The 23,931-nt window shown below is 66.5% G+C and carries 21 protein-coding genes; 9 read left to right on the top strand and 12 right to left on the bottom strand.

The window, feature by feature from the left end; genetic code table 11:
* Nucleotides 1–58 precede the first annotated feature (58 nt).
* Complete coding sequence (locus IP65_RS05330; protein ID WP_022675272.1) at nucleotides 59–409, top strand: PilZ domain-containing protein; 351 nt, start codon at nucleotides 59–61, stop codon at nucleotides 407–409.
* Nucleotides 410–443: 34 nt separating this feature from the next.
* Here IP65_RS05330 and IP65_RS05325 read toward each other — a convergent pair whose 3' ends face one another.
* On the bottom strand, nucleotides 444–1,811 hold the full coding sequence (locus tag IP65_RS05325; protein ID WP_054131063.1) for a deoxyribodipyrimidine photo-lyase: 1,368 nt from the start codon (nucleotides 1,809–1,811) through the stop codon (nucleotides 444–446).
* A 39-nt stretch (nucleotides 1,812–1,850) separates the two neighbouring features.
* Between IP65_RS05325 and IP65_RS05320 the strand changes: the two genes are divergently transcribed.
* Together IP65_RS05320 and IP65_RS05315 are read left to right on the top strand one after the other, a co-directional pair.
* Nucleotides 1,851–2,885 carry an alpha/beta hydrolase gene (locus IP65_RS05320; protein WP_231627562.1) on the top strand — a complete coding sequence of 345 codons (1,035 nt, stop codon included), beginning with the start codon at nucleotides 1,851–1,853 and terminating at the stop codon, nucleotides 2,883–2,885.
* A 17-nt stretch (nucleotides 2,886–2,902) separates the two neighbouring features.
* On the top strand, nucleotides 2,903–3,391 hold the full coding sequence (locus tag IP65_RS05315) for an RNA pyrophosphohydrolase (RefSeq protein WP_022675269.1): 489 nt from the start codon (nucleotides 2,903–2,905) through the stop codon (nucleotides 3,389–3,391).
* A 67-nt stretch (nucleotides 3,392–3,458) separates the two neighbouring features.
* Here IP65_RS05315 and IP65_RS05310 read toward each other — a convergent pair whose 3' ends face one another.
* The 4 genes from IP65_RS05310 to IP65_RS05295 all read right to left on the bottom strand — a co-directional run bounded on the left by IP65_RS05310 (nucleotide 3,459) and on the right by IP65_RS05295 (nucleotide 8,313).
* Nucleotides 3,459–3,965 carry a tetratricopeptide repeat protein gene (locus tag IP65_RS05310; protein ID WP_148291634.1) on the bottom strand — a complete coding sequence of 169 codons (507 nt, stop codon included), beginning with the start codon at nucleotides 3,963–3,965 and terminating at the stop codon, nucleotides 3,459–3,461.
* Between the two features lie 65 nt (nucleotides 3,966–4,030).
* Nucleotides 4,031–5,212 (bottom strand): RsmB/NOP family class I SAM-dependent RNA methyltransferase, encoded by a 1,182-nt coding sequence (locus IP65_RS05305; RefSeq protein WP_054131062.1) that lies wholly within the window; start codon nucleotides 5,210–5,212, stop codon nucleotides 4,031–4,033.
* Entirely contained in the window at nucleotides 5,209–6,666 is a 1,458-nt protein-coding gene (gene guaB / locus IP65_RS05300; RefSeq protein WP_028657618.1) for an IMP dehydrogenase, read from the bottom strand. The genes IP65_RS05305 and guaB overlap by 4 nt, the downstream gene beginning before the upstream one ends.
* Before the next feature lie 66 nt (nucleotides 6,667–6,732).
* The gene (locus tag IP65_RS05295) at nucleotides 6,733–8,313 is read right to left on the bottom strand and encodes a M28 family metallopeptidase (RefSeq protein WP_022675385.1); all 1,581 of its coding nucleotides are present in this window, start codon (nucleotides 8,311–8,313) and stop codon (nucleotides 6,733–6,735) included.
* Nucleotides 8,314–8,533: 220 nt separating this feature from the next.
* Here IP65_RS05295 and IP65_RS05290 point away from each other — a divergent pair, with 220 nt between their 5' ends.
* Both IP65_RS05290 and IP65_RS05285 read left to right on the top strand, forming a co-directional pair.
* Nucleotides 8,534–9,442, top strand: coding sequence for a neutral zinc metallopeptidase (locus IP65_RS05290; protein ID WP_022675384.1), 909 nt, complete (start codon nucleotides 8,534–8,536; stop codon nucleotides 9,440–9,442).
* Between the two features lie 68 nt (nucleotides 9,443–9,510).
* On the top strand, nucleotides 9,511–10,116 hold the full coding sequence (locus IP65_RS05285) for a hypothetical protein (protein ID WP_022675383.1): 606 nt from the start codon (nucleotides 9,511–9,513) through the stop codon (nucleotides 10,114–10,116).
* Nucleotides 10,117–10,179: 63 nt separating this feature from the next.
* Here IP65_RS05285 and IP65_RS05280 read toward each other — a convergent pair whose 3' ends face one another.
* The 4 genes from IP65_RS05280 to sdhC form a co-directional block, all read right to left on the bottom strand.
* Nucleotides 10,180–12,291, bottom strand: a complete 2,112-nt coding sequence (locus IP65_RS05280; protein WP_171794524.1) for a calcium-binding protein — start codon at nucleotides 12,289–12,291, stop codon at nucleotides 10,180–10,182.
* 163 nt (nucleotides 12,292–12,454) lie between these two features.
* The gene (gene sdhA, locus IP65_RS05275; protein WP_054131060.1) at nucleotides 12,455–14,260 is read right to left on the bottom strand and encodes a succinate dehydrogenase flavoprotein subunit; all 1,806 of its coding nucleotides are present in this window, start codon (nucleotides 14,258–14,260) and stop codon (nucleotides 12,455–12,457) included.
* 3 nt (nucleotides 14,261–14,263) lie between these two features.
* On the bottom strand, nucleotides 14,264–14,647 hold the full coding sequence (gene sdhD / locus IP65_RS05270) for a succinate dehydrogenase, hydrophobic membrane anchor protein (protein WP_022675380.1): 384 nt from the start codon (nucleotides 14,645–14,647) through the stop codon (nucleotides 14,264–14,266).
* A 36-nt stretch (nucleotides 14,648–14,683) separates the two neighbouring features.
* Entirely contained in the window at nucleotides 14,684–15,109 is a 426-nt protein-coding gene (gene sdhC / locus IP65_RS05265) for a succinate dehydrogenase, cytochrome b556 subunit (RefSeq protein ID WP_022675379.1), read from the bottom strand.
* Between the two features lie 155 nt (nucleotides 15,110–15,264).
* Between sdhC and bla the strand changes: the two genes are divergently transcribed.
* Both bla and IP65_RS05255 read left to right on the top strand, forming a co-directional pair.
* On the top strand, nucleotides 15,265–16,182 hold the full coding sequence (gene bla / locus IP65_RS05260; protein ID WP_054131242.1) for a subclass B3 metallo-beta-lactamase: 918 nt from the start codon (nucleotides 15,265–15,267) through the stop codon (nucleotides 16,180–16,182).
* A complete protein-coding gene (locus IP65_RS05255) occupies nucleotides 16,179–17,135 on the top strand; it encodes a 50S ribosomal protein L11 methyltransferase (protein ID WP_054131059.1) in 957 nt (318 codons plus the stop codon). The genes bla and IP65_RS05255 overlap by 4 nt, the downstream gene beginning before the upstream one ends.
* Nucleotides 17,136–17,265: 130 nt before the next feature.
* On the opposite strand, the gene IP65_RS05250 is transcribed toward IP65_RS05255, so the two are convergent.
* The 3 genes from IP65_RS05250 to recN form a co-directional block, all read right to left on the bottom strand.
* On the bottom strand, nucleotides 17,266–17,892 hold the full coding sequence (locus IP65_RS05250) for a LysE family translocator (RefSeq protein ID WP_054131058.1): 627 nt from the start codon (nucleotides 17,890–17,892) through the stop codon (nucleotides 17,266–17,268).
* Between the two features lie 6 nt (nucleotides 17,893–17,898).
* Nucleotides 17,899–19,992: an NAD-dependent DNA ligase LigA gene (gene ligA, locus IP65_RS05245; RefSeq protein WP_054131057.1), complete on the bottom strand. Its 2,094-nt coding sequence runs from the start codon at nucleotides 19,990–19,992 to the stop codon at nucleotides 17,899–17,901.
* 134 nt (nucleotides 19,993–20,126) lie between these two features.
* A complete protein-coding gene (recN, locus tag IP65_RS05240; RefSeq protein WP_054131056.1) occupies nucleotides 20,127–21,791 on the bottom strand; it encodes a DNA repair protein RecN in 1,665 nt (554 codons plus the stop codon).
* A gap of 148 nt (nucleotides 21,792–21,939) precedes the next feature.
* Between recN and IP65_RS05235 the strand changes: the two genes are divergently transcribed.
* Both IP65_RS05235 and IP65_RS05230 read left to right on the top strand, forming a co-directional pair.
* The gene (locus IP65_RS05235; protein ID WP_022677782.1) at nucleotides 21,940–22,845 is read left to right on the top strand and encodes a UDP-2,3-diacylglucosamine diphosphatase; all 906 of its coding nucleotides are present in this window, start codon (nucleotides 21,940–21,942) and stop codon (nucleotides 22,843–22,845) included.
* The gene (locus IP65_RS05230; protein WP_022677783.1) at nucleotides 22,845–23,903 is read left to right on the top strand and encodes a glycosyltransferase family 1 protein; all 1,059 of its coding nucleotides are present in this window, start codon (nucleotides 22,845–22,847) and stop codon (nucleotides 23,901–23,903) included. The genes IP65_RS05235 and IP65_RS05230 overlap by 1 nt, the downstream gene beginning before the upstream one ends.
* Nucleotides 23,904–23,931 lie beyond the last annotated feature (28 nt).

Raw genomic sequence — 23,931 nt, 5'->3', positions numbered from 1 at the left:
TTCCACAACGGCCGCGTGCTGCGCGGCCTGGAACCACGGCTTCAGCAGGTCAGGGCCAATGCCGACAATCAATTGGCAGCAGGATTACGAAGCAGCCGCCAGCGACGATCGCTGCGCCCCGCGCTCGCGCATGGTCATTCCGGCCAAGTTGCGCCGCAACGGGGCCCGCGCCGCGCAAACCCTGGTGCTTGATCTCTCACTGGCCGGCTTTTCGGCGCTCGCTTCGGTGCGGCTGGCCCAAGGCAGCAAGGTTTACCTCACGCTACCCGGCCTGGAACCGCGCGAGGCCGAGGTCGTGTGGTGGCATGCAGGCCTGGTCGGCTGTGCCTTTGCCAATCTTTTGACCCAGCGCGAGCATGACGCGCTGCTGCTGCGTTATGGCGGAGAGGCCGACGGCGACGGGCGCTGAGCCGCCCGCCCCCGCCGCTACCGACAATCTCGTCTCAAGCCTGCGCCTTCATCGCGCCATGCGCGGCGAGAGCCCGCGCCCGCGCCTGGCCATGTTCGACGATCTTGGCCGGATAGCCGCGAGGCGGGCGCTGTGGATCATGAATGTCGGCATCGTCGAGATGGCGCAACTCTGGCACCCATTCGCGAATATAGGCCGCCGCATCGAACTTGGCCGATTGCGATAGCGGCGCCATGATCCGCACGAACATGTTGGCATCCAGGCCGCTACCTGCCACCCACTGCCAATTGGTGGCATTCGCGCCGTAATCGGCATCGACCAGCGTATCCCAGAACCACTGCTCGCCCGCGCGCCAGTCGATCAGCAGGTGCTTGATCAGGAAACTGGCGGCAATCATCCGCACGCGGTTGTGCATCCAGCCGGTGTGCCACAGTTGCCGCATGCCGGCATCGACGATGGGATAGCCGGTGCGCCCCTGCTGCCAGGCGGCAAGTTCTTCGGGTGCGTCGCGCCACGGCAAGGCATCGAATGCCGCGCGGCCATTGCGCGCGCCGTAATCGGGGCATTGCAGGATCAGGTTCTGGGCATAGTCGCGCCAGCCCAGTTCGCTCAGGAACACGTCCACGCAGCCGCCGGCATCGGCCACGGCGTGCCACACCGTGGCGGGAGACACTTCCCCGAAATGGAGATGGGGCGACAGCATCGAGGTGCCCGAACAAGACGGCAGGTTGCGCTGCTCGTCATAGCGACGCGCACGGCCGACGAATTTCTCCAGACGCTGCGCTGCCCCCGCCTCGCCCGGCGTCCAGGTTTCGCGCATGCCTCCCGCCCAATCCGGGCGCTGGGGCAAAAGCTGCCAATCGTCCAGGTCGTCGCTCGCTGGCCAGAACGCTGGGGCGGGTAGCCTTGCGGGCGCAGGCTGGGGCGGCGGCGGCGGCAACTGCTGCAGGCTGGCCCGCCAGAACGGCGTATAGATCTTGTATGGCTGCCCCGCACCGGTGGTGACCGTGCCGGGTGGCAGCAGGAAATTGCCGTGATGCAGCCGCAAATCCAGCGCCTTCCCCACCGCGCGCTCGGCCAGGCGCCACCACGGCTCGTAATGGTGCAGTGCATGAACCACGCGCGCGCCAGTCTCGCGGCGGATGGCGGCCAGCGCGGCATCGCACTTGCCGCGGCGCAAGATCAGGCGCGATCCCATGGCCTGCAATTGCGCATCGAGCCGTTCCAGGCTGTGATGCAGCCACCAGCGCGATGCGGCGCCCATGCGACGGTGCTTGGGGGTTTCGTCGTCCAGCACATAGACCGGAATGACCGGGTTGCCGCTGGCGGCTGCGGCAGCGAAGGCGGCCTGGTCCTGCAGGCGCAAATCCCGGCGCAGCCAGACAATTGTTGGGCTCGTCATGCCTTGCTATGTGCAGGGTAATGGCCCACTTGGCCATGGTTGGCCGCCTGCCCCTTGGTGCAGGTCTGTGCGCTGGGCGCCTATGGCGCCGCAACTGGAGAATGGGCCTTGGCCGAACCGCTCTTTGTCCGTCCTGATGTGCAGGCGTTCCTCGATTACCTGCGCCAGGCTGCTGCCGCCGGTGCCCCCGCGATGCACCAGATGCCGTTGGACCAGGCGCGTGCCGCCTATGTTGCCATGCAGCAACTGGCCGACCTGCCGCCGCGCGACCTGCCCGTGATCCGCGACCTGCAGTGCCCGGGGCCAGCCGGCGAAATTGCCTTGCGCCTGTATGACAGCCGCGAAGCCCGCGCCCCAGGGCCAGTGCTGGTGTTCTATCACGGCGGCGGTTTCGTGCTGGGCGGGTTGGACAGCCATCACAACGTCTGCACCGAGATCGCCGCGCAGATGGACTTGCCGCTGGTCTCGGTCGATTACCGTCTCGCCCCCGAACATCCGTTTCCTGCCGCCACCGACGATGCCGAGGCGGCCACGCGCTGGATCGCGCAATCCCCGGCGGAGCTGGGCCTGGAGGTCACCGGCCTGGTGCCGATCGGCGATTCCGCCGGCGGCAATCTCGCGATCGTGGTTACCCAGGCGCTGGCTGCCGATCCCGCCGCCGTGCCGGTCATCGCCCAGGTGCCGATCTACCCATTGACCGATGCGGTGGATGGCCACGCCTCTTTCCGCGAATTTGCCGAAGGCTTTCTGCTCGATGCGCAGGTGATGCGCTGGTTTGCCGATGCCTATGCCGCGCCGGCCGACAGCATACGCACCTTTCCGCTCAACGGCGGGCATGACCGCATGCCCCCTACGGTGCTAGTGACCGCAGGCCTCGATCCGATTCGCGATAGCGGGCGGGTCTATGGCGCGGCCCTGGCACGCGCCGGATCGCCCCTCGTGTTCACCGAACGCGCGGGAACGATCCACGGCTTTATCCAGGTGCGCAAGGCCATCCCCAGCGCGCAGGCTGATCTGGAAGCAATTCTGGCGGCGCTGCGCGGTGTGCTCGATGCCGGGCGCCCTATTGTTTGAACGAGGACCACCTATCCATGAGTGCGGACCCCTTTGCCGCTCTTCCCTATCGCCCCTGCGTGGGGCTGATGATCGTCAATCCCCAAGGCCGCGTCTTCGTCGGCAAGCGTATCGACAACAAGGAAGGTGACGCCTGGCAGATGCCACAGGGCGGCATCGACGACGGCGAGGAACTGGTCCCCGCCGCGATGCGCGAACTGCACGAGGAAACCGGCCTGACGAGCGAGCACGTCACCGTGCTGGCGCAGAGCCGCGAAGAGCATTTCTATGATCTTCCGCCCGAATTGCTGGGCAAGCTGTGGCGCGGCCAATATCGCGGCCAGCGCCAGGCATGGCTGCTGCTGCGCTTCAACGGCCAAGACAGCGACGTGGTGCTCGACGCCCACGATCCGGCCGAATTTTGCGAATGGAAGTGGGTCGATCCCGAGCAGTTGCCCGATCTGATCGTACCGTTCAAGCGGCGCGTCTATCGCCAGGTCGTGGAAGAATTCCGCGCGCTGATCTGAGTTTACTATCAGCGTTAGGCTTCGCCTTCCACCGGGTAGTGCGAAGCCTAACGCATCCCCCGCAAAATCAATTCGCCTGAACCGGGTCCTTCGTCGCAACCGGCTCAGCTGCCGCCACCTGCGGCTTGGGGCCAGCGGCAAGCGCCTTGCTCACCACGGCCGTTTCCGGGCAGGCCTTGCCGCACAGGCCCTCCAGCCGGGTGAGCGTGGCCTTGGCCTTGTCGATGGCGCCCTTTTCGGCAAGCGCCGCGCCCTCGCCCGCAATCGCGGCGAGATTGTTGGGCTCGCGGTCCAGCACGTCGCGGTAATAGTGGATCGCCTTGCCCTGAAGCCCGGCCTGGCGCGAGGCATCGCCCAGCGCGACCAGGATGCTGGCATTGGCCGGATCGATGGTCAGCGCCGATTCCAGGTTATCGGTCGCGGCGTCGATGTCGCCCTTGGCCATGAGCGTGCGCCCTTCCTGAAACAGCACCTGCGCGCGCGGATCGAGAGGCTCGCTGGTGTGGGCCGAGCCCATGCTGCCGGTCACGGCCACAAGCAGGGACAGCGCAAGGGCCGCTGGCGTGTAACGCATCAAGAACTCCTTCAGCCGGGACTGCTCACCGCGGCGATAGACCACCCTCATGGCCGATGGGTCTATCACAGACGAACCAGCCGAGCGAAGAAAAACCCGTCCGTATCGTCATGATACGGAGACAAACGCCAGCCGCCACGATGCGCCCGCCCGGCCGGCATGGCCAGTTGTTCACACGTGAAATCGGGATGGCTGGCCAGGAACGCGTCCAGCCCATCGGCGCCCTCGGCATCGATCAGCGAGCAGGTGATGAACACCAGGCGCCCACCGGGCCGCACCAGCCCGGCCGCCACGTCCAGAACCTGGGCCTGCATCTGCTGATAGCGAGCGATCGCGGCCGGGCTCAGCCGCCAGCGCGCCTCAGGATTGCGGCGCCAGGTGCCGGTGCCCGAACAGGGCGCATCGACCAGGACCGCATCGGCCTGGCCGCGCCAATCGGCCAGCATCTCGGTCTCTTTGCCGGGATTCAGCAGCCGCGTTTCCACCAGCGCGCCAGCGCGTTCTGCCCGTGGTGCCAGGCGTGACAGGCGCGGGCGATCGATGTCGCACGCCAGCAACCGCCCGGTATTGTGCATCGCGGCGGCCAGGGCCAGGGTCTTGCCCCCGGCGCCAGCGCAAAGGTCCACCACGTTTTCGCCGGGCCGCGCGCCCAGTGCCTCGCACGCAATCTGGCTGCCGGCGTCCTGCACTTCGAACAGCCCTTGGGCGAATTCGGGCCAGGTTTCCGCGGGCGTGCCCATTGGCAGGCGCAGGCCATGCGGCGCCACCACCGGCTCGGCCGCGACCGGCAGCCGCGCCGCCAGGCTATCGCGGTCGATCTTCAGCGTATTGGCGCGCAGATCCAGCGGCGCACGGCCCATCAACGCGGCCTGTTCCGCCTCGCCCAGCCCTGACGCGGCCATCGCCTTGGCCAGCCAGCCCGGCATGGCGCCGGCCAGCGCCACGGGCTCGTCGGCGCGGATCGGCGCCGGGCCATAGGGCGAACCGTCAAAGCGTGCGGCCAGATCGGGATCATCCTGCGCCAGGCGCAGCACGGCAGACCGTCCGCTCACCGGCACTTCGCCACAGGCGCGGATCGCGGCCCAGACCAGCTCGCGAATGGCGCGGCGATCCTTTGACCCGACAAAGCGCCGCTGGCGAAACCATTCCGCCGCCAGCCGATCGGCCGAAGCCCCCTGCCCGCGCGCGGCCGCGATCACGCCATCCAGAATGTCGATCGCGGCCTGGACCCGCGCGGCCGGCGTCACCGCGTGGGGTAGTTCGGTGCCTCACGCGTGATCGTCACGTCATGGACGTGGCTTTCCTTGAGGCCCGCATTGGTGATGCGCACGAACTTGGCGTTCTTGCGCAGGTGCTCGATCGTGCCGCTGCCGGTATAGCCCATGGCCGCCTTGATGCCGCCGACCAGCTGGTGCACCACGTCCTTGGCCGGGCCCTTGTACGGCACCTGGCCTTCGATGCCTTCGGGCACCAGCTTCATCGAATCCTTGATGTCCTGCTGGAAATAGCGATCGGCCGAACCGCGCGCCATCGCACCAACCGAACCCATGCCGCGATAGGCCTTGTAGGCGCGGCCCTGGTAGATGAAGGTTTCGCCCGGCGCTTCCTCGGTGCCGGCCAGCATCGAACCGATCATGATCGAGCTGGCACCGGCGGCAAGCGCCTTCGCCGCATCGCCCGACGTCCGCAGGCCGCCATCGCCGATCACCGGCACGCCTGACTTTTCCGCCTCGGCCGCGCATTCCATGATCGCGGTCAGCTGCGGCACGCCCACGCCGGCAACGATGCGGGTGGTGCAGATCGAGCCCGGCCCGATGCCCACCTTGATGCCATCGGCCCCGGCATCGATCAGCGCGCGGGTGGCCTCTGCGGTGGCAACGTTGCCGGCAATCACCTGCACGTCGTTCGACAGCTTCTTCACCGCTTCCACGGCACGGGCCACGTCGCGGTTGTGGCCATGGGCGGTGTCGATGATCACCACGTCGCATTCCGCTTCCACCAGGGCGGCGGTGCGGGCCATGCCCTTTTCACCCACGGTCGTGGCAGCGGCCACGCGCAGGCGGCCGGCACTGTCCTTGGTGGCGTTGGGATAGGTCACCGACTTTTCGATGTCCTTCACCGTGATCAGGCCGATGCAGCGATAGGCATCGTCCACCACCAGCAGCTTTTCGATGCGGCGGGCGTGCAGCAGGCGGCGGGCTTCGTCGCCGCTGGTGCCCAGCTTCACCGTAGCCAGGTTTTCGTGCGTCATCAACTCGCGCACCGGCTGCGCCAGATTGGCGGCAAAGCGCACGTCGCGATTGGTGAGGATGCCCACCAGCCGGCCGCCGGCTTCCACCACCGGAATGCCGCTGATGCGGTTGGCGCTCATCAGCGCCTGGGCGTCGCCCAGCGTGGCATCAGGCGAAATGGTGATCGGGTTGACCACCATGCCGCTTTCATAGCGCTTCACTGCGCGCACGGCGGCGGCCTGTTCCTCGATCGTCAGGTTGCGGTGCAACACGCCGATCCCGCCAAGCTGGGCCATCACGATGGCCATGTCGGCCTCGGTCACAGTGTCCATGGCCGAAGACAGCACGGGGATGTTGAGAGCGATCGCCTTGGTCAGGCGGGTGCGGGTATCGGCCTGCGAAGGCAGAATGTCTGACTCGGCCGGACGCAACAGAACGTCGTCAAAGGTAAGGCCGAGGGGGATATCCATGTGCGCTGCCACTTCCTGTCCGGGTAGAATCGTGGCGGCCCATGTAATCAAGCCGGGAACAATTGGCTAGGGGGTTCGGGCGCTATTTGTCGGCCCTGGCGCGGGCACCGTCGCCGGGGGTGTCACGCCCCCTGTGGCATAGCGACGGGCATCGGCAAATTCGCGCACCAGCTCGGTGTTAATCTGCACGTCATCGGCCATGCCGGCATAGTTCACATGGTCCGGCGTATCGGCCGGCGTGTGATAGGCGCCGGTCATGAACCGGTCCAATCGGGCTTCGTCGGCATAGCTGGTGCTGACCATGATCGCGGGCACATCATGCTGCATCAGCACCCAGCTGTCCTGCCGGCGCACATAGGCATTGGCCGCCCGGCCATCGACCAGCTTGCGACGCGTCCGCGCCAGCACCCGCGCCACAGTATCATCCAGCGGGGTCATCCCCCGCCCCACGATCGCCACTTGTCCGCCCGCCGGCACCAGGCCGGTGCTGTCGACATTGAACGCCGCCACGATCCGCCCCAGCGGCAGCGGCGGATTTTCGGCAAAGGCCAGGGCGCCAAGCAGGCCCATTTCCTCGCCGGTGGTGGCCAGAACATAGATATCGCGATCGGGCATGCGCTGCGGCATGCCTGCCAAGATCTGCCGCGCCACTTCGGTGATCACCGCCACACCGCTGGCATTGTCCACCGCGCCCGGGCAGATCGCCCCGGCCGCCGTGCAAACCCCGAAATGGTCCCAATGCGCCACGAGCAGCACGGCGCCGGCAGCGGGATCGCGCCCGGGAATGCGGCCGATCAGGTTGTGCGTGCGCACGCGGGTTTCGGTGCTGGTCGCTTCCAGACTGGCCGTAGTGCCGATCAGGCGCGGCGTGAAATCGGGCTTTTCTGCCTCGGCCTGGGCAGCGGCCAGCGCCTGGCCTGGCGCGGCCGTGGTTCCGCCCAGCAGGCGATCGGCCATGTCGGGGGTAACAAACGCCTCGATCTCGTTGTCGAGCCGCTCTCCGGCCAGCATCGTGCCAGCCTTGCGCCGCCGCGCCGCCACATCATCAAGGGTGCGCGTGCCATCCAGCACCGTGATCACCGCCATGGCCCCGCCGTCCAGCAGGCGGCCCACGGCCTCGCGCCCTGCCTCCACATCGCCGTGGCGCTCGTCATGGTCACCACGCTTGTTGCCCGCGGCTGCCTTGCTTTCCAGCAAGAGCGCCACACGGCCGGCCAGTTCGGTGCGCGATGGCACCACCCCATGGCCGACAAACAGCACCGGCGCGCTGTCCACCAGGTTGCGCACGCCCGAGGTGACCACGAACACATCATGCTCGTCAGCCGCCAGGCGCCGCCGGCCACGCATGAAGGCCGCGCGCGATAGCACCGGCTCGCGCGCGACCAGTTCGACCGGCGCAAACCACGGGCTGCCCGGCAGGTTGGTGCCCGATTCCAGGCCCATTTCGAACCACTGCCGCACCAGATAGCGCAAGGTCTGGGTTTCGCCGTCGGTGCCGGGGCGTCGGCCGGCGAAGGCCGGGCTGGCCAGCGTCTCGACATGGCCACGCAGCCGCTGCTCCAGGGTCTGGGCCGCGGGCGCGGTAGCCGCACGCGTGGCGTTCACCGGCAGCACGGCTGCCAGCGACACCAGGGCCAGTGCCCTCAACAGCCTTGCGCCACGACTCATCTATGTCCCCAAACGCTTCAGCGCAGGCTCATTGCTGACAAAACCCGCCAAGACGCGCAAGTTCCCAAACTGTAAAGCACGGTGAATCGAGCCTGGGCGCGAAATTCCTGGCGCATGACGCGGAACATTGTCGCGCGCCACGGCTTGCCAATTACGCTATATGCCGTGGCACGTACGGCACACAGACGACAGGCAAGCGATGCGGCTCGACGATTACGACAACAACATCGACGTGGAAGACCAGCGCGGCCGGGGCGGCGGCTTTTCTTTGGGCGGCGGCGGTGGCGGCGGTTTCCCGCTTGGCCTGATCCTCAGTCTGGTCGGCTCACGCTTTGGCATCCTCGGGGTCTTGGTCGTGGTTGGCGCGTCGTTCCTGTTCGGTGGCTTGCCCCGCCAGTTGGCCGGGCCGGTGGGAGAAACGCCATCGCAGCAGGTCGGCCAACCCGGCGGTGAAACGCTTGCCCAGGCGTGTGACGTCAACGCGTTCAGCCATGAAAGCTGCAATGCGCTATCCTCGCTCAACAAGACCTGGAAGCCTTTGCTGGCCAGCGAGAACATCGCGTTTCGCGCACCCAAGCTGGTGTTCTATTCCAGCCAGGGTTCCTCGGGCTGCGGCGCGGCGCAAAGCGCCATGGGGCCGTTCTATTGCCCCAGCGACCAGGGCATCTACATCGACACCGATTTCTATACCGAGCTGGACAAGAAGCTCGGCGCAGGCGGTGATTTCGCGCGGGTCTATGTCATGGCCCATGAATATGGCCACCATATCCAGAAGCTGGTCGGCACGTCAGACAAGGTAACACAGGCGCAGCGCGCCAATCCCGATGCGGCCAACGCCCTGTCGGTGCGCCTCGAACTCCAGGCCGATTGCTACGCAGGGGTGTGGGCCGCGCAAAATCGTTCCCGGATCGAAACCGGCGATGTCGAGGAAGGCCTGCGCGCCGCGCACCAGATCGGCGATGACACGCTGATGAAAGCCGCCGGCCGCACCCCGGTCGAGGCTGCGTTTACCCATGGCAGCTCTGAACAGCGGATGGCCTGGCTGCGCAAGGGCCTCGACAGCGGCAACCCGGCGCAGTGCAACACCTTTGCGCCGGGCGCGGTGTGATCGGCAGATCGTGTGGAACTTAGGCCGGTTTGCAGCGTAATGCGGGAAACCGGGGAGTTTTACCGATTATGTTCGCACACCGAAATGCCGCCCGCGCCGCCCTGCTCGGCGCGATGCTCCCGCTCGCGCTTGGCAGCCTCGCCGCCCACGCGCAGACTGCCGTGGCTCCCAAGGATGCCAAGGTCGGCGATGTCGTCGCCACGCCGCTCGAAACGGTGAACCTCAAGAAGGAAGATATTCCGCCGATCCTGCAGCGCGCCCAGGAAACGCCCTATACTCTGGCTGGCCTGCGCAGCTGCCCGGCGATCTCGTCCGAAATCCGCCGGCTCGATGCCGTGCTCGGCGATGACATCGATATTGCCGATTACACCAAGGGCGGCCTCAAGGTGGGCAATACGGCCAAGTCGATCGTCGGCTCGCTGATCCCGTTCGGCGGCATCATCCGCGAAATCTCTGGCGCGAACGAAGCACAGCGCCGTTGGCAGGTGGCCCTGTTCGCCGGCACCGCCCGCCGTTCGTTCCTCAAGGGCGTTGGCCAGTCGCGCAGCTGTCCTTATCCGGCGCGTGGCGCAACCTCGCGCGATGCCAGCGCCGTCGCTGCCAACCGCGCGCGCGAGGCCGCCGCTGCCGATGCGGCCAAGGAACAGGCCAAGCAGGAAAAGCGCAACCGCTGATCCTTCACCCTATCCCCGGCGCCCGCCCGCTGTCATGCGGTGCAGGCGCCGGGGCAAGGTCGCTTAGACCAGTATGATATCCGCCAGGTGCAGATCGGGCGCGCCCATCAACACCCCGATGCGCACCGCCTTCTCCGGCCCGGTGCCGTCGACGTCGTAATAGAGGTTTCCGCTGGCCCGGTCATAGATCAGGCTTTGTTCGGCTGTGGTCGCACGCGTTCCATAGCCGAATTCGGCATCGGCAATGGCGCCAGGTGGCTGTGCATAGAAACCTGCGCCAAACGCATCGAGTGACAGGGCAATCTTGTCCTCGCCGCTCACAAAATCGCGGATCACCGTGCGCCCGACGGCCAGCGGGCTGGTGTCGAACACGAAGGTATCGTGCCCCGCCCCGCCGGTCAGGCTGTCTATGCCGCCGCCCCCACTCAACACGTTGTCGCCCTCGTTCCCCACGATCGTGTTGTTGGCGTTGTTGCCCGCACCATTGATGTTGCCCGCGCCGCTCACCAGCGTGAGCCGCTCAACGTTGGCATCGAGACGATAGCTGATGGTGGAGAAGACCTTGTCGATCCCGGCATCATCGCCGCGCTCCACCACCCTGTCGCCGGCGTCATCGACATAATAGACGTCATTGCCGGTGCCGCCCTCCATGCGGTCGGCTCCCGCCTGGCCAAACAGCGCGTCGTTGCCGGCGCCGCCGAGCAGGTGGTCATCCCCCGCCCCGCCCTTCAAGCGATCATTGCCCGCGCCGCCTTCCAGGCGGTTGGCATCCTTGTTGCCAAGGATCGTGTCATCGAATTGCGAGCCGATGGCGTTTTCGATGCTCTTGATCTGGACCGTCCCCGCCCCGATCGTGTCGACCGGCTTGGTCGTCGCCAGCGTCAGGTAGATGCCCTGCTGCGCATCGGCAAAGCTGATCGTGTCGTTCCCCGCGCCGCCCGCAAACCTGTCGTTGCCGCCATGGCCGAGAAACAGATCGTCCTTTTCGGTGCCCACCAGTTTATCAGCCGCCGCCGTGCCTTCCACCGTTTGCCCGTGGTGATCGGTGTAGGCCTGCGAGTGCAAGGTGCCGTTGCCGTCGCGCCACAGCACGGCAAAACCACCATCGACCAGCGCCACCAGTTGCGCGGCATCCTGGGTTCCCGCCGTGGTGGTGTTGACGATCTGCTCCTGGCCGATTTCGCCGCCGGAATGATCATAGGTCCGCAACGCAATCTCGCTGGCGCCGTTCGCGCCGCCCGCCGGGTTGGCGCTGGCCCAGGCGATCGCGAAGCCGCCACCCGCCAGGGCAACCACGTCGGTCGAGCCAACGAAGCGCGGACCATCCTCGCTGACGATCGTATCGGCCTGCACCACGGCACCGCTGCCGTCGAACACCTGCATATGCAGCGCCCCCAGCGACACGAAACCGCCACTGGAATGGTTTTCGGCCCAGGTCATGGCAAAGCCACCCGTCGCAAGCGCGACCATCTGCACTTCCACTGCATTGCCATAGCGCGTCGGCAGCGCCAGCAGCGTCGCCGCCTTGATCTCGGTGCCGTCTACAGCGTGGATCGCATAGGTGTAGCCGACGTTGCCGCTCGACACCCCATTGTCCAGCGCCAGCGTAAGCAGTGCACCATCGGCCAACTGCGTCACGCTGGGCGGCAAATCCCGATCCGAGGAGGAGGCCGTGAAGCGCGCAACGACGCTCATCGTTGCCAGGTCAACGATGTTGACCACCGCCCGCGCCGCACTCCCCCCGAAATCGACGTTGCTGACGACGGCCACTTTGCCCAGATCCGCGCCCTTCAGCGCCAGCACCGAGGTGCCGGTGTACGTGGCCGAGGGGGACGGCGCCGGCACCGTGATCGTCCCGCTGATCGTGCCATCGCGCGGATCGGTGTCCAACAGCGACAGGGTGACAGGGCTACCGGCGCCCTCGGCCTCCTTGACAGTGATCGCATTGCCGTCGGCGAGCGTAAAAACCTCATAGTCGCGCACCGTGGCAGTTACCCCGCTGGCCACGCCATCGGCCGTGAATACGGAATAGATATAGTCACCCGAATTGGGATGCGCGGTGTCCTCGTTCATGACCAGGATGTTGCCGTTGGCCAGGAACGTCGCGAAGGGAGAACGCCTTTGCGCCTGCGTCTGGTCCAGCGTTACTTCCGCTCCATCGCGATAATAGGTCATGATATCTCCCATCTCCGCCCCGGCCAACGAGAGCGCGATGGTTCACAACCTATTGCAACGCATGGCTTCCACCCATGGAAACAAGCCCCAGTTTGGATCAACGAAAAAGGCCGGGGTCTTGCCAACCCCGGCCTTTCCTTGGTCTCTTGCCGTCAGGCGCGGATCAATAGACGCGCGCCTTGGGCTTGATGTACTGCACGTCGTCGGTGAGCGTGTATTCGTGCACCGGGCGGTAATCGAGCTTGATGTCGCCGCTCTTGCCGCCCCAGCCGTCGAACCAGCCCACGGTATGCTTCATCCAGGTGGCGTCGTCGCGGTTGGGGAAATCCTCGTGCGCATGGGCGCCGCGGCTTTCCTTGCGGTTGTGTGCCGAATGCATCGTCACCGAAGCCTGGCTGATCAGGTTGTCCAGTTCCAGCGTTTCCACCAGGTCCGAGTTCCAGATCAGCGAGCGGTCCGACACGCCGATATCCTGCATCGAGGCATAGATTTCGGCCAGCTTGTGCTTGCCTTCGGCCATCAGCTCGTCGGTGCGGAACACCGCCGCGTGCTGGCTCATCGCGCGCTGCATCTCGGTGCGGATCTTGGCCGTGGGCGAACCGCCCTTGGCATTGCGGAAGTGATCCAGGCGCGAAAGCGCCAGGTCCGCGCTGTCCTTGGGCAGCGACTGGTGCGCCGTGCCCGGCTTGATCAGTTCCTTGAGGCGCAGGCCGGTGGCGCGGCCGAACACGACAAGGTCGATCAGCGAGTTGGAGCCCAGGCGGTTGGCGCCGTGCACCGAAACGCAGGCCGCTTCGCCCACGGCGAACAGGCCCGGCACCACGGTTTCGGGATTGCCATCGGCACCGATGGTCATCACTTCGCCGTGGTAGTTGGTGGGAATGCCGCCCATGTTGTAGTGCACCGTCGGCACCACCGGCAGCGGCTGGCGCGTCAGGTCGACGCCGGCAAAGATCTTGCCGCTTTCGGTGATCCCGGGCAGGCGCTCGGCCAGCACCTTGGCATCGATGTGGTCAAGGTGCAGGTAGATGTGGTCCTTGTGCGGACCAACGCCACGGCCTTCGCGGATTTCCAGCGCCATGGAGCGCGACACCACGTCGCGGCTGGCCAGGTCCTTGGCCGAGGGGGCATAGCGTTCCATGAAACGCTCGCCTTCGGAGTTGGTGAGATAGCCACCTTCCCCGCGCGCGCCTTCGGTGATCAGCACGCCCGCACCATAGATGCCGGTCGGGTGGAACTGGACGAATTCCATGTCCTGCAGCGGCAGGCCCGCGCGCAGCACCATGCCGCCGCCGTCGCCGGTGCAGGTGTGGGCCGAGGTCGCGGTGAAATAGCAGCGGCCATAGCCGCCGGTGGCCAGCACCACGGCATGGCCACGGAAGCGGTGGATCGAGCCATCGTCCATGCACAGCGCGATCACGCCACGGCATTCGCCGTTTTCCATGATCAGGTCGATGGCGAAGTATTCGATGAAGAAGTCGGCATCATACTTCAGGCTCTGCTGATAGAGCGCGTGAAGCATGGCGTGGCCGGTGCGGTCGGCTGCGGCGCAGGTACGCTGCACCGGCGGGCCTTCGCCCATGTTCTGCATGTGGCCGCCGAACGGACGCTGGTAGATCGTGCCATCGGCGTTGCGGCTGAACGGCACGCCTGCGTGCTCCAGTTCGTAAACCGCGGCCGGGGCTTCGCGCACCATGTATTCGATGGCGTCCTGGTCGCCCAGCCAGTCAGACCCCTTGACGGTGTCGTACATGTGCCAGGTCCAGTGATCGGGCGTGTTGTTCTGCAGCGAAGCCGCGATACCACCCTGCGCCGCCACGGTGTGCGAGCGGGTGGGGAACACCTTGGTGATGCACGCGGTGCGCAGCCCGGCCTGGGCCGAACCCATCGTGGCGCGCAGGCCCGAACCGCCCGCGCCGACAACGACGGTGTCATAGGTATGGTCGATGATCTTGTAGGCAGCAGACATGGCTTACGCGGCCCCCAGTGCGATGCGGATGATCGAGACGATGCCGAACACGGCAGCGGCGGCGGGCACGAAGTTGATCAGCATCCAGGATGCGACCTTGCCACCTTCTTCGTGGATGTAGTCTTCCAGCATGACCTGCACGCCCAGGCGCGCGTGGTAAAGCGTGTTGAGCACCAGCAGCACCAGCATGGTGGCCGAAAGCGGCTTGGCCGCCCAGCCATGCACGGTGACGTAATCGTGCGCCGGCAGCAGCGCCAGGCTGATGCCGAGGAAGGGGATGACGATCAGGTTGCCCACCGCCGTAAGGCGCTGGGCCAGCCAGTGGTGCGTGCCGGCGTGGCTGGAGCCCAGCCCGCGCACGCGACCGATCGAAGTTCCGTTACCCATGGTACCTCCGAGAAATCAGGTAAGGCGTGCCGGCGCTTAGCGCAGCAGCACGAAGCCCCAGAACAGAGCCGTAAGACCGACAGAAGCGATCATCGTGAAGACCGACCAACGGGCATTGACCGAAAGTTCGTAGCCCACGCCGATGTCGAGCACGAGGTGACGGATGCCGGTGGCGGCATGCTGGAAGAACGCCCACGACAGGCCGACCAGCACGATCTTGCCGAGGATCGCGGTAATGGCGGAAAGGCCGCCATCGGCGCCGGTCCACACATAGGTCATGAACGTCGCATAGGCTTCAGGACCGCTGGCGATCGAACCCAGCCACCACAGCAACAGCGACAGGCCGACAAAGGCCAGGCCATTGCCCGTAACACGGTGGAGGATCGAGACCAGCATGGCCGGACCCCAGCGCCAGATCTGGAGGTGCGGCGAAAGTGGCCGGTTGCTGTGCGCCAGCGCCATGGAACTTCCCCTTATTATCGCAAAGGCGACCGGGATGAGGTTTCCGGTCGGGACGAGTCGCTATTAGTCGAAAAGCCCCGGGGTGCAAGCCGCCGAAAGGGCCAAGCCGAATTCGTATGTTGTCATGCGGCAAGATCACGCGCAAACCACAGGCGATGCGCCCCATTCCTATCTTCGCAGCCGCGCTCGCCGGGCTTGTTGCCATGGCCGCGCCAGCGCTTGCCCGATCGCAGCCGCCGCACATTCCGGCGCGGCCCACCCTTGCCCAGACCTGCCACAACCGCGATGGCTGGGCCGATCCGGCGCCGCCGCAACGGATCTTTGCCAATACCTGGTACGTCGGCACCTGCGGGATCAGCGCGGTTCTCGTCACCTCGCCGCAAGGGCATGTGCTGATCGATGCCGGCGTGGCGCAGGCCGCCGACAGTGTCGCGCGCAACGTCGTTGCCGCCGGCTTTCGCCTGCATGACGTGCGCTGGATCGTCCTCAGCCACGAACACTCCGATCATGCCGGTGGCCTGGCTGCGCTCAAACGGATGACCGGCGCACGCCTGGCGGCCATGCCCGCCGCCGCGCGCGTGCTCACCACCGGCCAGGTTCCGGCAGACGATCCCCAGTCCGCTTGGCTCAAGCCGTTCCCGGCCGTTGCCGTCGATCGCGTGCTGCATGATGGCGAAACGCTGGTGGCCGGGCCATTGCGCCTTGTCGCCCATGCCACGCCAGGCCACGCCCCCGGCTCCACCAGCTGGACCTGGACCAGCTGCCAGGGCCGCGATTGCCGCGCCATGGCCTATGTCGACAGCGTCACCGCGATGGCCGCGCCGGGTTGGCGCTTTGCCGATCATCCCGCCTATGTCGCGGCGTTTCGCGCCTCGCTCGATCGCATTGCCGCCCTGCCCTGCACCGTGCTGATCACGCCTCATCCCGGCGCCAGCGACCTGTTCGAGCGCCTTGCGCATGGGGCGCCCCGGCCGGTGCCGGGTGCCTGCCGCACCTATGCCGCCAATGGCCGCGCCCGGCTTGACGAGACGCTTGCCAAGGAGGCCGCGCCGCCGCAAAGACCCGCGCCATGAGCTGGAAAATCACCATCCTTGCGCCGCGCCCCATCGTCCAGGCCGCGCTGATCGCCCACGAAGACGTGTTCGACTGGGACGCCGACATCGTCATCGCCGGCAGCGAGATTGCCGAGGACAAGCCCGAAGACTGGCAGCTGGAAGCCTGGCTGGCCGACGAACCAGGCGAAGACGAACGCGCCGCGATCGCCGCGCTGTTTGCCGACGGCGCGCCGCCGATGGTGATCGAACAACTGCCCGAAGAAGACTGGGTCACGCTCAGCCAGCACGGGGTAGAGCCGATCCACGAAGGGCCGTTCCACGTCCACACCCCGGAATATCCGGCAGTGGACATGCCGGGCATCCGCAATTTCCTGATCCCCACCAGCCAGGCCTTTGGCACCGGCCAGCATGCCACCACCGCCGGGTGCCTGGCGATGCTGGCGCACATGAAGGCCAATGGCGCGGTGGTGCGCAACCTGGCCGATATCGGCACCGGCACCGGCCTGCTCGCCTTTGCCGGGCTGCATCTGTGGCCCGGCGCGCGCGCCATCGCCAGCGACATCGATGCCGTCTGCGGCCCGGTGGTCGCAACCAATGCCGATGCCAACGGCGTGCCTCTGGGCGATGGGCCGGGCAAGCTGGCCATGGTCATCGCGCCGGGCATGGACCACCCGCTGCTGCGCCTGTCGGCGCCCTATGACCTGCTGATTGCCAATATCCTGGCGGGTCCGCTGATCGAACTAGCGCCGGAATTTGCCGCTGCGGTCAAGCCGGGCGGTCATATTCTCCTCGCCGGCTTACTCGCCACGCAGGAAAAGGCCGTGCGCGCCGCCTATGCCCGCGCCGGGCTGCGCCTAGCCGCCCGCCAGGTGCGCGGCGACTGGTCGATCCTGTGGCTACGCCGCCGCGCCACCGCGCGCATCCATGCCAGCAAACCCGGTGCGCTGCCGGCGTGGTCGCAGAAGTGGTAGGACAGCGCACGACGTCCACTACCCCCAACCCCCTCCTCTAAAGAGGATGGGGCCAAAAAATCAGATCTTTAACTCCCCCTCCTCTTCAGAAGAGGGGGGTCGGGGGGTGATGGAACCCAAGCGCAAACGCCTAAACCCGGCTGCCCACCATCGCCACGCCAAACGCCACAAAGATCGCGCCGGTCACCCGGTTGAACACCTTGCGCGGCGATGGTTTTTCCAGCCAGCGCGCCACCGAGCGGCCGCCCAGCGCATAAAGCAGGTACGAGGTCATCTCGATCACGCCAAAGGTTGCCACCATGACGGCAAACTGCGCCGCCTTGGGCCGGGCAGGATCGATGAACTGCGGCAGGAATGCCCCGGCAAACAGCAATGCCTTGGGATTGCTGATACCGATCAGAAATCCCGTGCGGAACAGGCCGAGCGGCGATGGCAGGGCCACTGCCCCATCGCCCACCATGTCCACCGGAGATTCCTTGGCGGTCCAGGATTTGTACCCCAGGTAAAGCAGATAGGCCGCGCCGACGATCTTGAGCGCGGTAAACAGCTGCGGCATCGCCACCAGGACTGCCGAAAGCCCCGCGGCCGACAGGCTGAGCAGCGTGAGCACCGCCAGGAAGCAGCCGCTCATTGCCAGCATCGCCCGGCCAAAGCCCAGTGTCACGCTGCGCGTCATCACGTGCAGCATGTTGGGGCCGGGCGAGATTGAGATGAAAAAGACGGTGACGACAAACAGCCACCAAGTGTGAAGGGCCATGATCGCCTATCCCGCTGCCTTGAAGATTTCCGCCCAGGCCGCTTCGTCGATCACCTCGATGCCCAGTTCGGCTGCCTTCTTGAGCTTGCTGCCCGCACCCGGCCCGGCAACGACCAGGTCGGTCTTGGGCGAAACGCTGCCAGCGGCCCGTGCGCCCAGCGCCTCGGCCTGGGCCTTGGCCTCGTCGCGGCTCATCGTTTCCAGCTTGCCGGTAAACACCACGGTCTTGCCCGCGACGGCGCTGGCGCGGGTTTCGACGATGAAATCGGGCGGGCTCACTTCACCCAGTAGATCGTCCCACACAGCGATGTTGTGCGGCTCGTGAAAGAAATCGCCCAGCGCTTCCACCACCACCGGGCCAACGCCGTCGATGCCCAGCAGTTCGGCCTTGGCCTCTTCATCGCCGCCATGGGCGCGTTCGGCCACGGCGCGCAGCGCGGGCAGCGTGACGAAGCGCTTCAACAGGTCGCGCGCGGTGACCGCGCCAACGTGGCGAATGCCCAGCCCGAACAGCAGGCGCGCGGCATCGGGCTGGCGCTTGGCCTCGATCGCGGCGAGCAGATTGTCGACCGACTTGTCCTTCCAGCCCTCGCGGCCGACGATGTCGTCACGCCGCTTGCGCAGGCGGAAGATGTCGGCCGGGCTTTCCAACCAGCCCAGCGCAAAAAATTCGGCGATAGTCTTTTCGCCCAGGCCCTCGATATCGAGCGCGGCGCGGCTGACAAAATGCTTGAGCCTTTCGGTTCGCTGCGCCGGGCACACCAGCCCGCCGGTGCAGCGTACATCCACCTCGCCCTCTTCGGCCACCGCCTCGCTGCCGCATTCCGGGCAGTGATCAGGAAAGACATAGGCGGGACGGTCTTCTTCCCGTGTCAGGTTTTCAACCACTTGCGGGATGACATCGCCAGCCCGTTGCAAGACCACGCGATCGCCGATGCGCACACCCAGCCGGCCGATCTCATCACGGTTGTGAAGTGTGACGTTGGTGACAGTCACCCCGCCCACCAGCACCGGGCGCAGGCGGCCCACCGGGGTCAGCTTGCCGGTGCGGCCCACCTGGATATCGATCGCTTCTACCGTGGTCTCCGCCTGTTCGGCAGGAAACTTATGCGCCATGCCCCAGCGCGGCGCCTTGGCGACAAAGCCCAGCCGGCGCTGCCATTCCAGGCTATCGACCTTGTACACCACGCCATCGATATCATACGGCAAATCAACGCGTTGCGCCTGAATTCTGCGATAATGCGCCAGCATCTGCGCGGTATCATCGCAACGCGTCAGCAGGGGGGACACTGGCACGCCCCACGCCGCGATCTGCTGCATCATCGCCCACTGCGTTTCGGCCGGCACGGCGCTGGCCGCCCCCCAGCCATGCGCCAGAAACCGCAAGGGCCGCTCTGCCGTCACGCTCGCGTCCTTCTGGCGCAGCGATCCGGCGGCGGCGTTGCGCGGGTTGGCAAAGACCTTGTCGCCCTTTTCCTCCTGCGCGGCATTGAGCGCGAGGAAATCGGCCTTGGCCATGTAGACCTCGCCCCGGATTTCGAACACGGCCGGTGGCACGACACCGGAATCGCTGCGAAGTTCCTGCGGTATGTCCTTGATATGGGCTACATTGGCAGTCACATCCTCGCCCACCTGGCCATCACCACGCGTGGCCGCGCGCACCAGGCGGCCATCTTCATAGCGCAGCGAGCATGACAGGCCGTCGATCTTGTCTTCCGCCGTCATCACCACCGATGCATCGGCCGGCAGCGCCAGGAAGCGGCGCACGCGCGCGACGAATTCCTCGACCTCCTCGTCGGTGAAGGCGTTGTCGAGGCTCATCATGCGAACCTCGTGCGTCACCTTGCGCAGGGGAGAAGCAGAAACCTCGTGACCCACAGCGCGCGAGGGGCTGTCGGCGCGGATCAGATGCGGAAACGCCGTTTCCAGTTCGGCATTGCGCCGCACCAGAGCATCATACTCGGCATCGGAAATTTCCGGGGCGTCTTCGGCGTGATAGCGCCGGTTGTGATAGGCAATCTGGCGCGCCAGCCGCATCAGTTCGTTGGCGGCAGCCGCCTCGCCCATTGCTGCCGGATCGATGCCTGCCGGATCACTCATTATACGCCACTTTCACCAAACAATTGCGCCAGTCACCGGCGCGATACGCCATCACGGCAATTCGTAAAGCGCTATCGCCAGTCCGGGCAAGGCATAGCTGTGGAGGAACCGCCTGCCCACCCGGGCAAAAGGGTTCAAGCCTGTTCGAGCAGGCGGCTGGCCTGCGCGCGCGCCTCGGCGGTCACCTCCGCGCCAGACAGCATCCGCGCGATTTCCTCCTGGCGGCCGGCCGCGTCCAGCTTGCTCACCGAGGTGCGCGTGACTGTGCCCTCGCTCGACTTGGCGATCAGATAGTGGGCGTCACCCCGCGCCGCCACTTGCGGGCTGTGCGTCACGGCCAGCAACTGCCCACCGTGCGCCAGGCGCGCCAGGCGCTCGCCAATGGCACTGGCCACAGCGCCGCCTACGCCGCGATCGATCTCGTCGAAGATCACGGTCGCTGCCCCGCCCTGTTCGGCCAGCGCCACCTTCAGCGCCAGGATAAAGCGCGACAATTCACCGCCCGAAGCGATCTTGCCCAGCGGCGCAAAATCGCTGCCGGGGTTGGTGGAGATGAGGAACTCCACCGCGTCCATGCCCTGGCCGCTCCAGCGATCCTCGGGCAGGCGCACCACGGCGGTGTGAAAGCGTGCCGCATCCAAGCGCAGCGGCGCCAGTTCGGCGGCCACCGCCTTGTCCAGCTTGCGGGCGGCCTCGGCCCGCTGGACCGACAGCGCCTCTGCCTTGGCGCGATAGTCCAGGCCCGCTTCCATCGCCACGCGCGCCAGGCCTGCGATCTGCGCCTCGCCACCCTCGATCGATTGCAACGCGGCCTGCAATGCCTCGCGCCGGGCGGGCAGGTCGTCCACCGTGCAGCCATGCTTGCGCGCAGCGGCGCGCAGATCGAACAGCCGCGTTTCGATCCGGTCGAGCAGCGCGGGATCGTGCGCCAAGGCCTCGGCGGCGGCCGAGAGCTTGTCTTCCGCCTCGCCCGCCTCGATCACCGCGCGGTCCAGTGCTTCCAGCGCCTCGGCCAAAAGCGGATGCTCTGCCGCGATCCGGTCGAGCCGCCGCGCCGCGCCGCGCAACTGCACCAGGGGCGCGTCCGATCCGCTCCACAGGTGCTGCAATTCGTTGAGATCGCCCGAGAGTCGCTCCCCCTTCTGCATCTCGGCACGCTGCAGGGCGAGTTCTTCCTCCTCGCCCGCCACCGGCTTCAACGCGTCAAGTTCGGCCAGGTGCGCCTCGATCAGGTCCTGCTCGGCCGCCGCGCTCGCCACGCGCGCGCGCGCCTGCGCCAGGGCCTGTTCGGCCGCGCGCCAGCTATCCCATGCGCGCGCCACCTCGGCCGCGTCGGCGCGGGCATAGCGATCGAGCAAGGCCCGGTGGCCACGCGCATTGACCAGCCCGCGATCGTCGTGCTGCCCATGCAGTTCCACCAGAAACCGCGCCAGTTCGCGCAGCAGCGCCACGCCCACCGGCTGGTCATTGATATAGGCACGGCTGCCGCCATCGGCGCGCAACCGGCGGCGGACCAGCAGCGGCTCGCCCGGTTCCCAATCGATCGCCGCTTCGGCCAGGATCGCTTCCACGCCATCGGGCCGCCGCGCGAATTCGAATGTGGCGGTCACGCTCGCCACGTCTTCTCCGGCACGAACCAGGCCGCTGTCGGCGCGGTCCCCCAGCACCAGCCCCAGCGAATCCAGCAGGATCGATTTGCCCGCACCGGTTTCGCCGGTCAGAACGCCCAAACCGCCCGGAAACACGAGGTCCAGCGCCTCGATCAGGACGACATTGCGGATGGAAAGCCCGGTCAGCATCGCTTTCCTTCCTAGCGGGTTGCACGTCCGGCGTCACCCTCCATTTGTTCCCCTCTTGTTTCACAACCATGACACGGTGTCGCCAGCGCGCAATGTGACGGTGCCATGAGATTCGCAAGACAACGGCAGCATATGAAGGGACTGGGTCATGGACCGCCCAAGCGACCGCAACTTTGCCCCCGTCAGCGAATGGCTCAAGGGCGCGCCCGATTGGCTCGACTTGCCCGAACCGCGCGGCTTTCGCCCCAAGCGGCGGGTACGCACGGTGTGGATTTCCGATCTTCATCTCGGCACGCGCGGCTGCAATGCCGAAATGCTGCTCGATTTCCTCGCCTCGATCGAATGCGAAACGCTCTATCTGGTGGGCGACATCGTCGATGGCTGGCGTCTGTCGCGCGGGTGGTACTGGCCCGATGCGCACAATGAAGTGGTCCGCCGCGTGCTGAAGATGGCGCATCGCGGCACCCGCGTGGTGCTGATCGCCGGCAACCATGACGAGATGCTGCGCCCCTATGCCGGGATGACCTTTGGCGGCGTGGAACTGGCGCTCGACACCATTCACCGCACCGCCGATGGGCGGCGCCTGCTGATCACCCATGGCGACGGCTTCGATGGCGTGGTGCTCTATGCCCGCTGGCTCGCGTTTCTGGGCGATGCCGCCTACGCCGTGCTGCTGCGCGCCAATCGCTGGGTCAACCTGGTGCGGCGCCAGTTCAAGCTGCCCTATTGGTCGCTCTCGGCCTATATGAAAAAGCGCGTGAAGAACGCGGTGCAGTTCATCTGCGACTTTGAAGAAGCCGTGGCCCACGCCGCGCGCGACATGGGCGTGGACGGGGTGGTGTGCGGCCACATCCACTGCGCCGAAATCCGCCAGATCGGCGATGTCACCTATTACAACGATGGCGACTGGGTAGAAAGCTGCACCGCCCTGGTCGAAGATTTCACCGGCGCGGTGAGCATTGTCGACTGGGTGGAGGAACAGCGCAAGCAGGCGCCGTTCACGCCCGCCGCCGTGCCCGGCCTGCCCAGCCCGGCCGAAACGGAAACTGCCTGATGCGCATTGCCCTCGCTACCGATGCCTGGACGCCGCAAGTCAACGGCGTGGTGCGTACGCTGACCACCACGGTTGCGCACCTGCGCGCGCGGGGCCACGTGGTGGAACTGCTCACCCCCCAGCAGTTCCGCACGTGTGCCCTGCCCGGCTATGGCGAGATCCGCCTGGCCATGGCGCCGCGCTTTGGCACGCGGCGCACCTTGCGCGATTTTGCGCCCGATATCGTGCATATCGCCACCGAAGGGCCGATCGGCTGGGCCGCGCGCAGTTGGTGCAAATCGGTGGGCGTGCCGTTTACCAGCGCGTTTCACACGCGATTTCCCGATTACGCCGCGATGCGCACAGGGTTGAGCCCCGATGTGTTCTGGCCGGTGATGCGCCGCTTTCACGCGCAAAGCGCGGCGGTGCTGGTATCTACGCCCAGCCTGGCGCGCGAGCTGGCCGGGCACGGGATCGTGCAGACCCGGCTGTGGTCGCGCGGGATCGATGCCGGGCTGTTCCATCCCGGCCACGCCCCGCTGCCCCAGCTTGCTGGGCTGCCCGGACCGGTGCTGCTCTATGTCGGCCGCGTGGCCGTGGAAAAGAACCTTGGCGCGTTTCTCGATTGCGCGGTGCCCGGCAGCAAGGTGGTGGTAGGCGACGGACCAGACCTGGCCATGCTCAAAAGCCGCTACCCCCAGGCGCATTTCACCGGCGCGCTTTCGGGCGCCGCGCTGGCCCAGGCCTATCGCGCCGCCGATTGCTTCGTCTTTCCCAGCCGTACCGACACGTTTGGCCTGGTGATGATCGAGGCGATGGCCTGCGGCGTGCCAGTGGCCGCCTTCCCGGTGGCCGGCCCGCGCGACGTGATCGGCGTGGATGGCCGCGGCGCGCAGGGCAACCTGCCCCGCCCGGTGGGTGCCTGCCACGAAGACCTCGCCACCGCGATTGCCCTGGCACTGGCCTGCGGCCGGGCCGATGCCGCTGCCTATGGCGCCAGCTATTCCTGGGAAGCGGCCACCGACCAGTTCGAAACCGCGCTAGCCAGCGCCGTGGAGCGGATCGCCTGCGCCGCCTGAGGCACGATCATCACCAAGTGCGACTTGC

The organism is Novosphingobium sp. AAP1, assembly GCF_001295765.1.
GTDB lineage: Bacteria > Pseudomonadota > Alphaproteobacteria > Sphingomonadales > Sphingomonadaceae > Novosphingobium > Novosphingobium capsulatum.
Note: the sequence above shows the minus strand (reverse complement) of the source record. Positions and strands in the feature narration are given on the sequence as shown.

Coding starts and splice junctions, on each gene's coding strand:
- IP65_RS05330 (WP_022675272.1), top strand. CDS start 59: ATGCCGACAATCAATTGGCAGCAGGATTACGAAGCAGCCGCCAGCGAC.
- IP65_RS05325 (WP_054131063.1), bottom strand. CDS start 1,811: ATGACGAGCCCAACAATTGTCTGGCTGCGCCGGGATTTGCGCCTGCAG.
- IP65_RS05315 (WP_022675269.1), top strand. CDS start 2,903: ATGAGTGCGGACCCCTTTGCCGCTCTTCCCTATCGCCCCTGCGTGGGG.
- IP65_RS05310 (WP_148291634.1), bottom strand. CDS start 3,965: ATGCGTTACACGCCAGCGGCCCTTGCGCTGTCCCTGCTTGTGGCCGTG.
- guaB (WP_028657618.1), bottom strand. CDS start 6,666: ATGGATATCCCCCTCGGCCTTACCTTTGACGACGTTCTGTTGCGTCCG.
- IP65_RS05290 (WP_022675384.1), top strand. CDS start 8,534: ATGCGGCTCGACGATTACGACAACAACATCGACGTGGAAGACCAGCGC.
- IP65_RS05285 (WP_022675383.1), top strand. CDS start 9,511: ATGTTCGCACACCGAAATGCCGCCCGCGCCGCCCTGCTCGGCGCGATG.
- IP65_RS05280 (WP_171794524.1), bottom strand. CDS start 12,291: ATGACCTATTATCGCGATGGAGCGGAAGTAACGCTGGACCAGACGCAG.
- sdhA (WP_054131060.1), bottom strand. CDS start 14,260: ATGTCTGCTGCCTACAAGATCATCGACCATACCTATGACACCGTCGTT.
- sdhD (WP_022675380.1), bottom strand. CDS start 14,647: ATGGGTAACGGAACTTCGATCGGTCGCGTGCGCGGGCTGGGCTCCAGC.
- sdhC (WP_022675379.1), bottom strand. CDS start 15,109: ATGGCGCTGGCGCACAGCAACCGGCCACTTTCGCCGCACCTCCAGATC.
- bla (WP_054131242.1), top strand. CDS start 15,265: ATGCGCCCCATTCCTATCTTCGCAGCCGCGCTCGCCGGGCTTGTTGCC.
- IP65_RS05255 (WP_054131059.1), top strand. CDS start 16,179: ATGAGCTGGAAAATCACCATCCTTGCGCCGCGCCCCATCGTCCAGGCC.
- IP65_RS05250 (WP_054131058.1), bottom strand. CDS start 17,892: ATGGCCCTTCACACTTGGTGGCTGTTTGTCGTCACCGTCTTTTTCATC.
- ligA (WP_054131057.1), bottom strand. CDS start 19,992: ATGAGTGATCCGGCAGGCATCGATCCGGCAGCAATGGGCGAGGCGGCT.
- recN (WP_054131056.1), bottom strand. CDS start 21,791: ATGCTGACCGGGCTTTCCATCCGCAATGTCGTCCTGATCGAGGCGCTG.
- IP65_RS05235 (WP_022677782.1), top strand. CDS start 21,940: ATGGACCGCCCAAGCGACCGCAACTTTGCCCCCGTCAGCGAATGGCTC.
- IP65_RS05230 (WP_022677783.1), top strand. CDS start 22,845: ATGCGCATTGCCCTCGCTACCGATGCCTGGACGCCGCAAGTCAACGGC.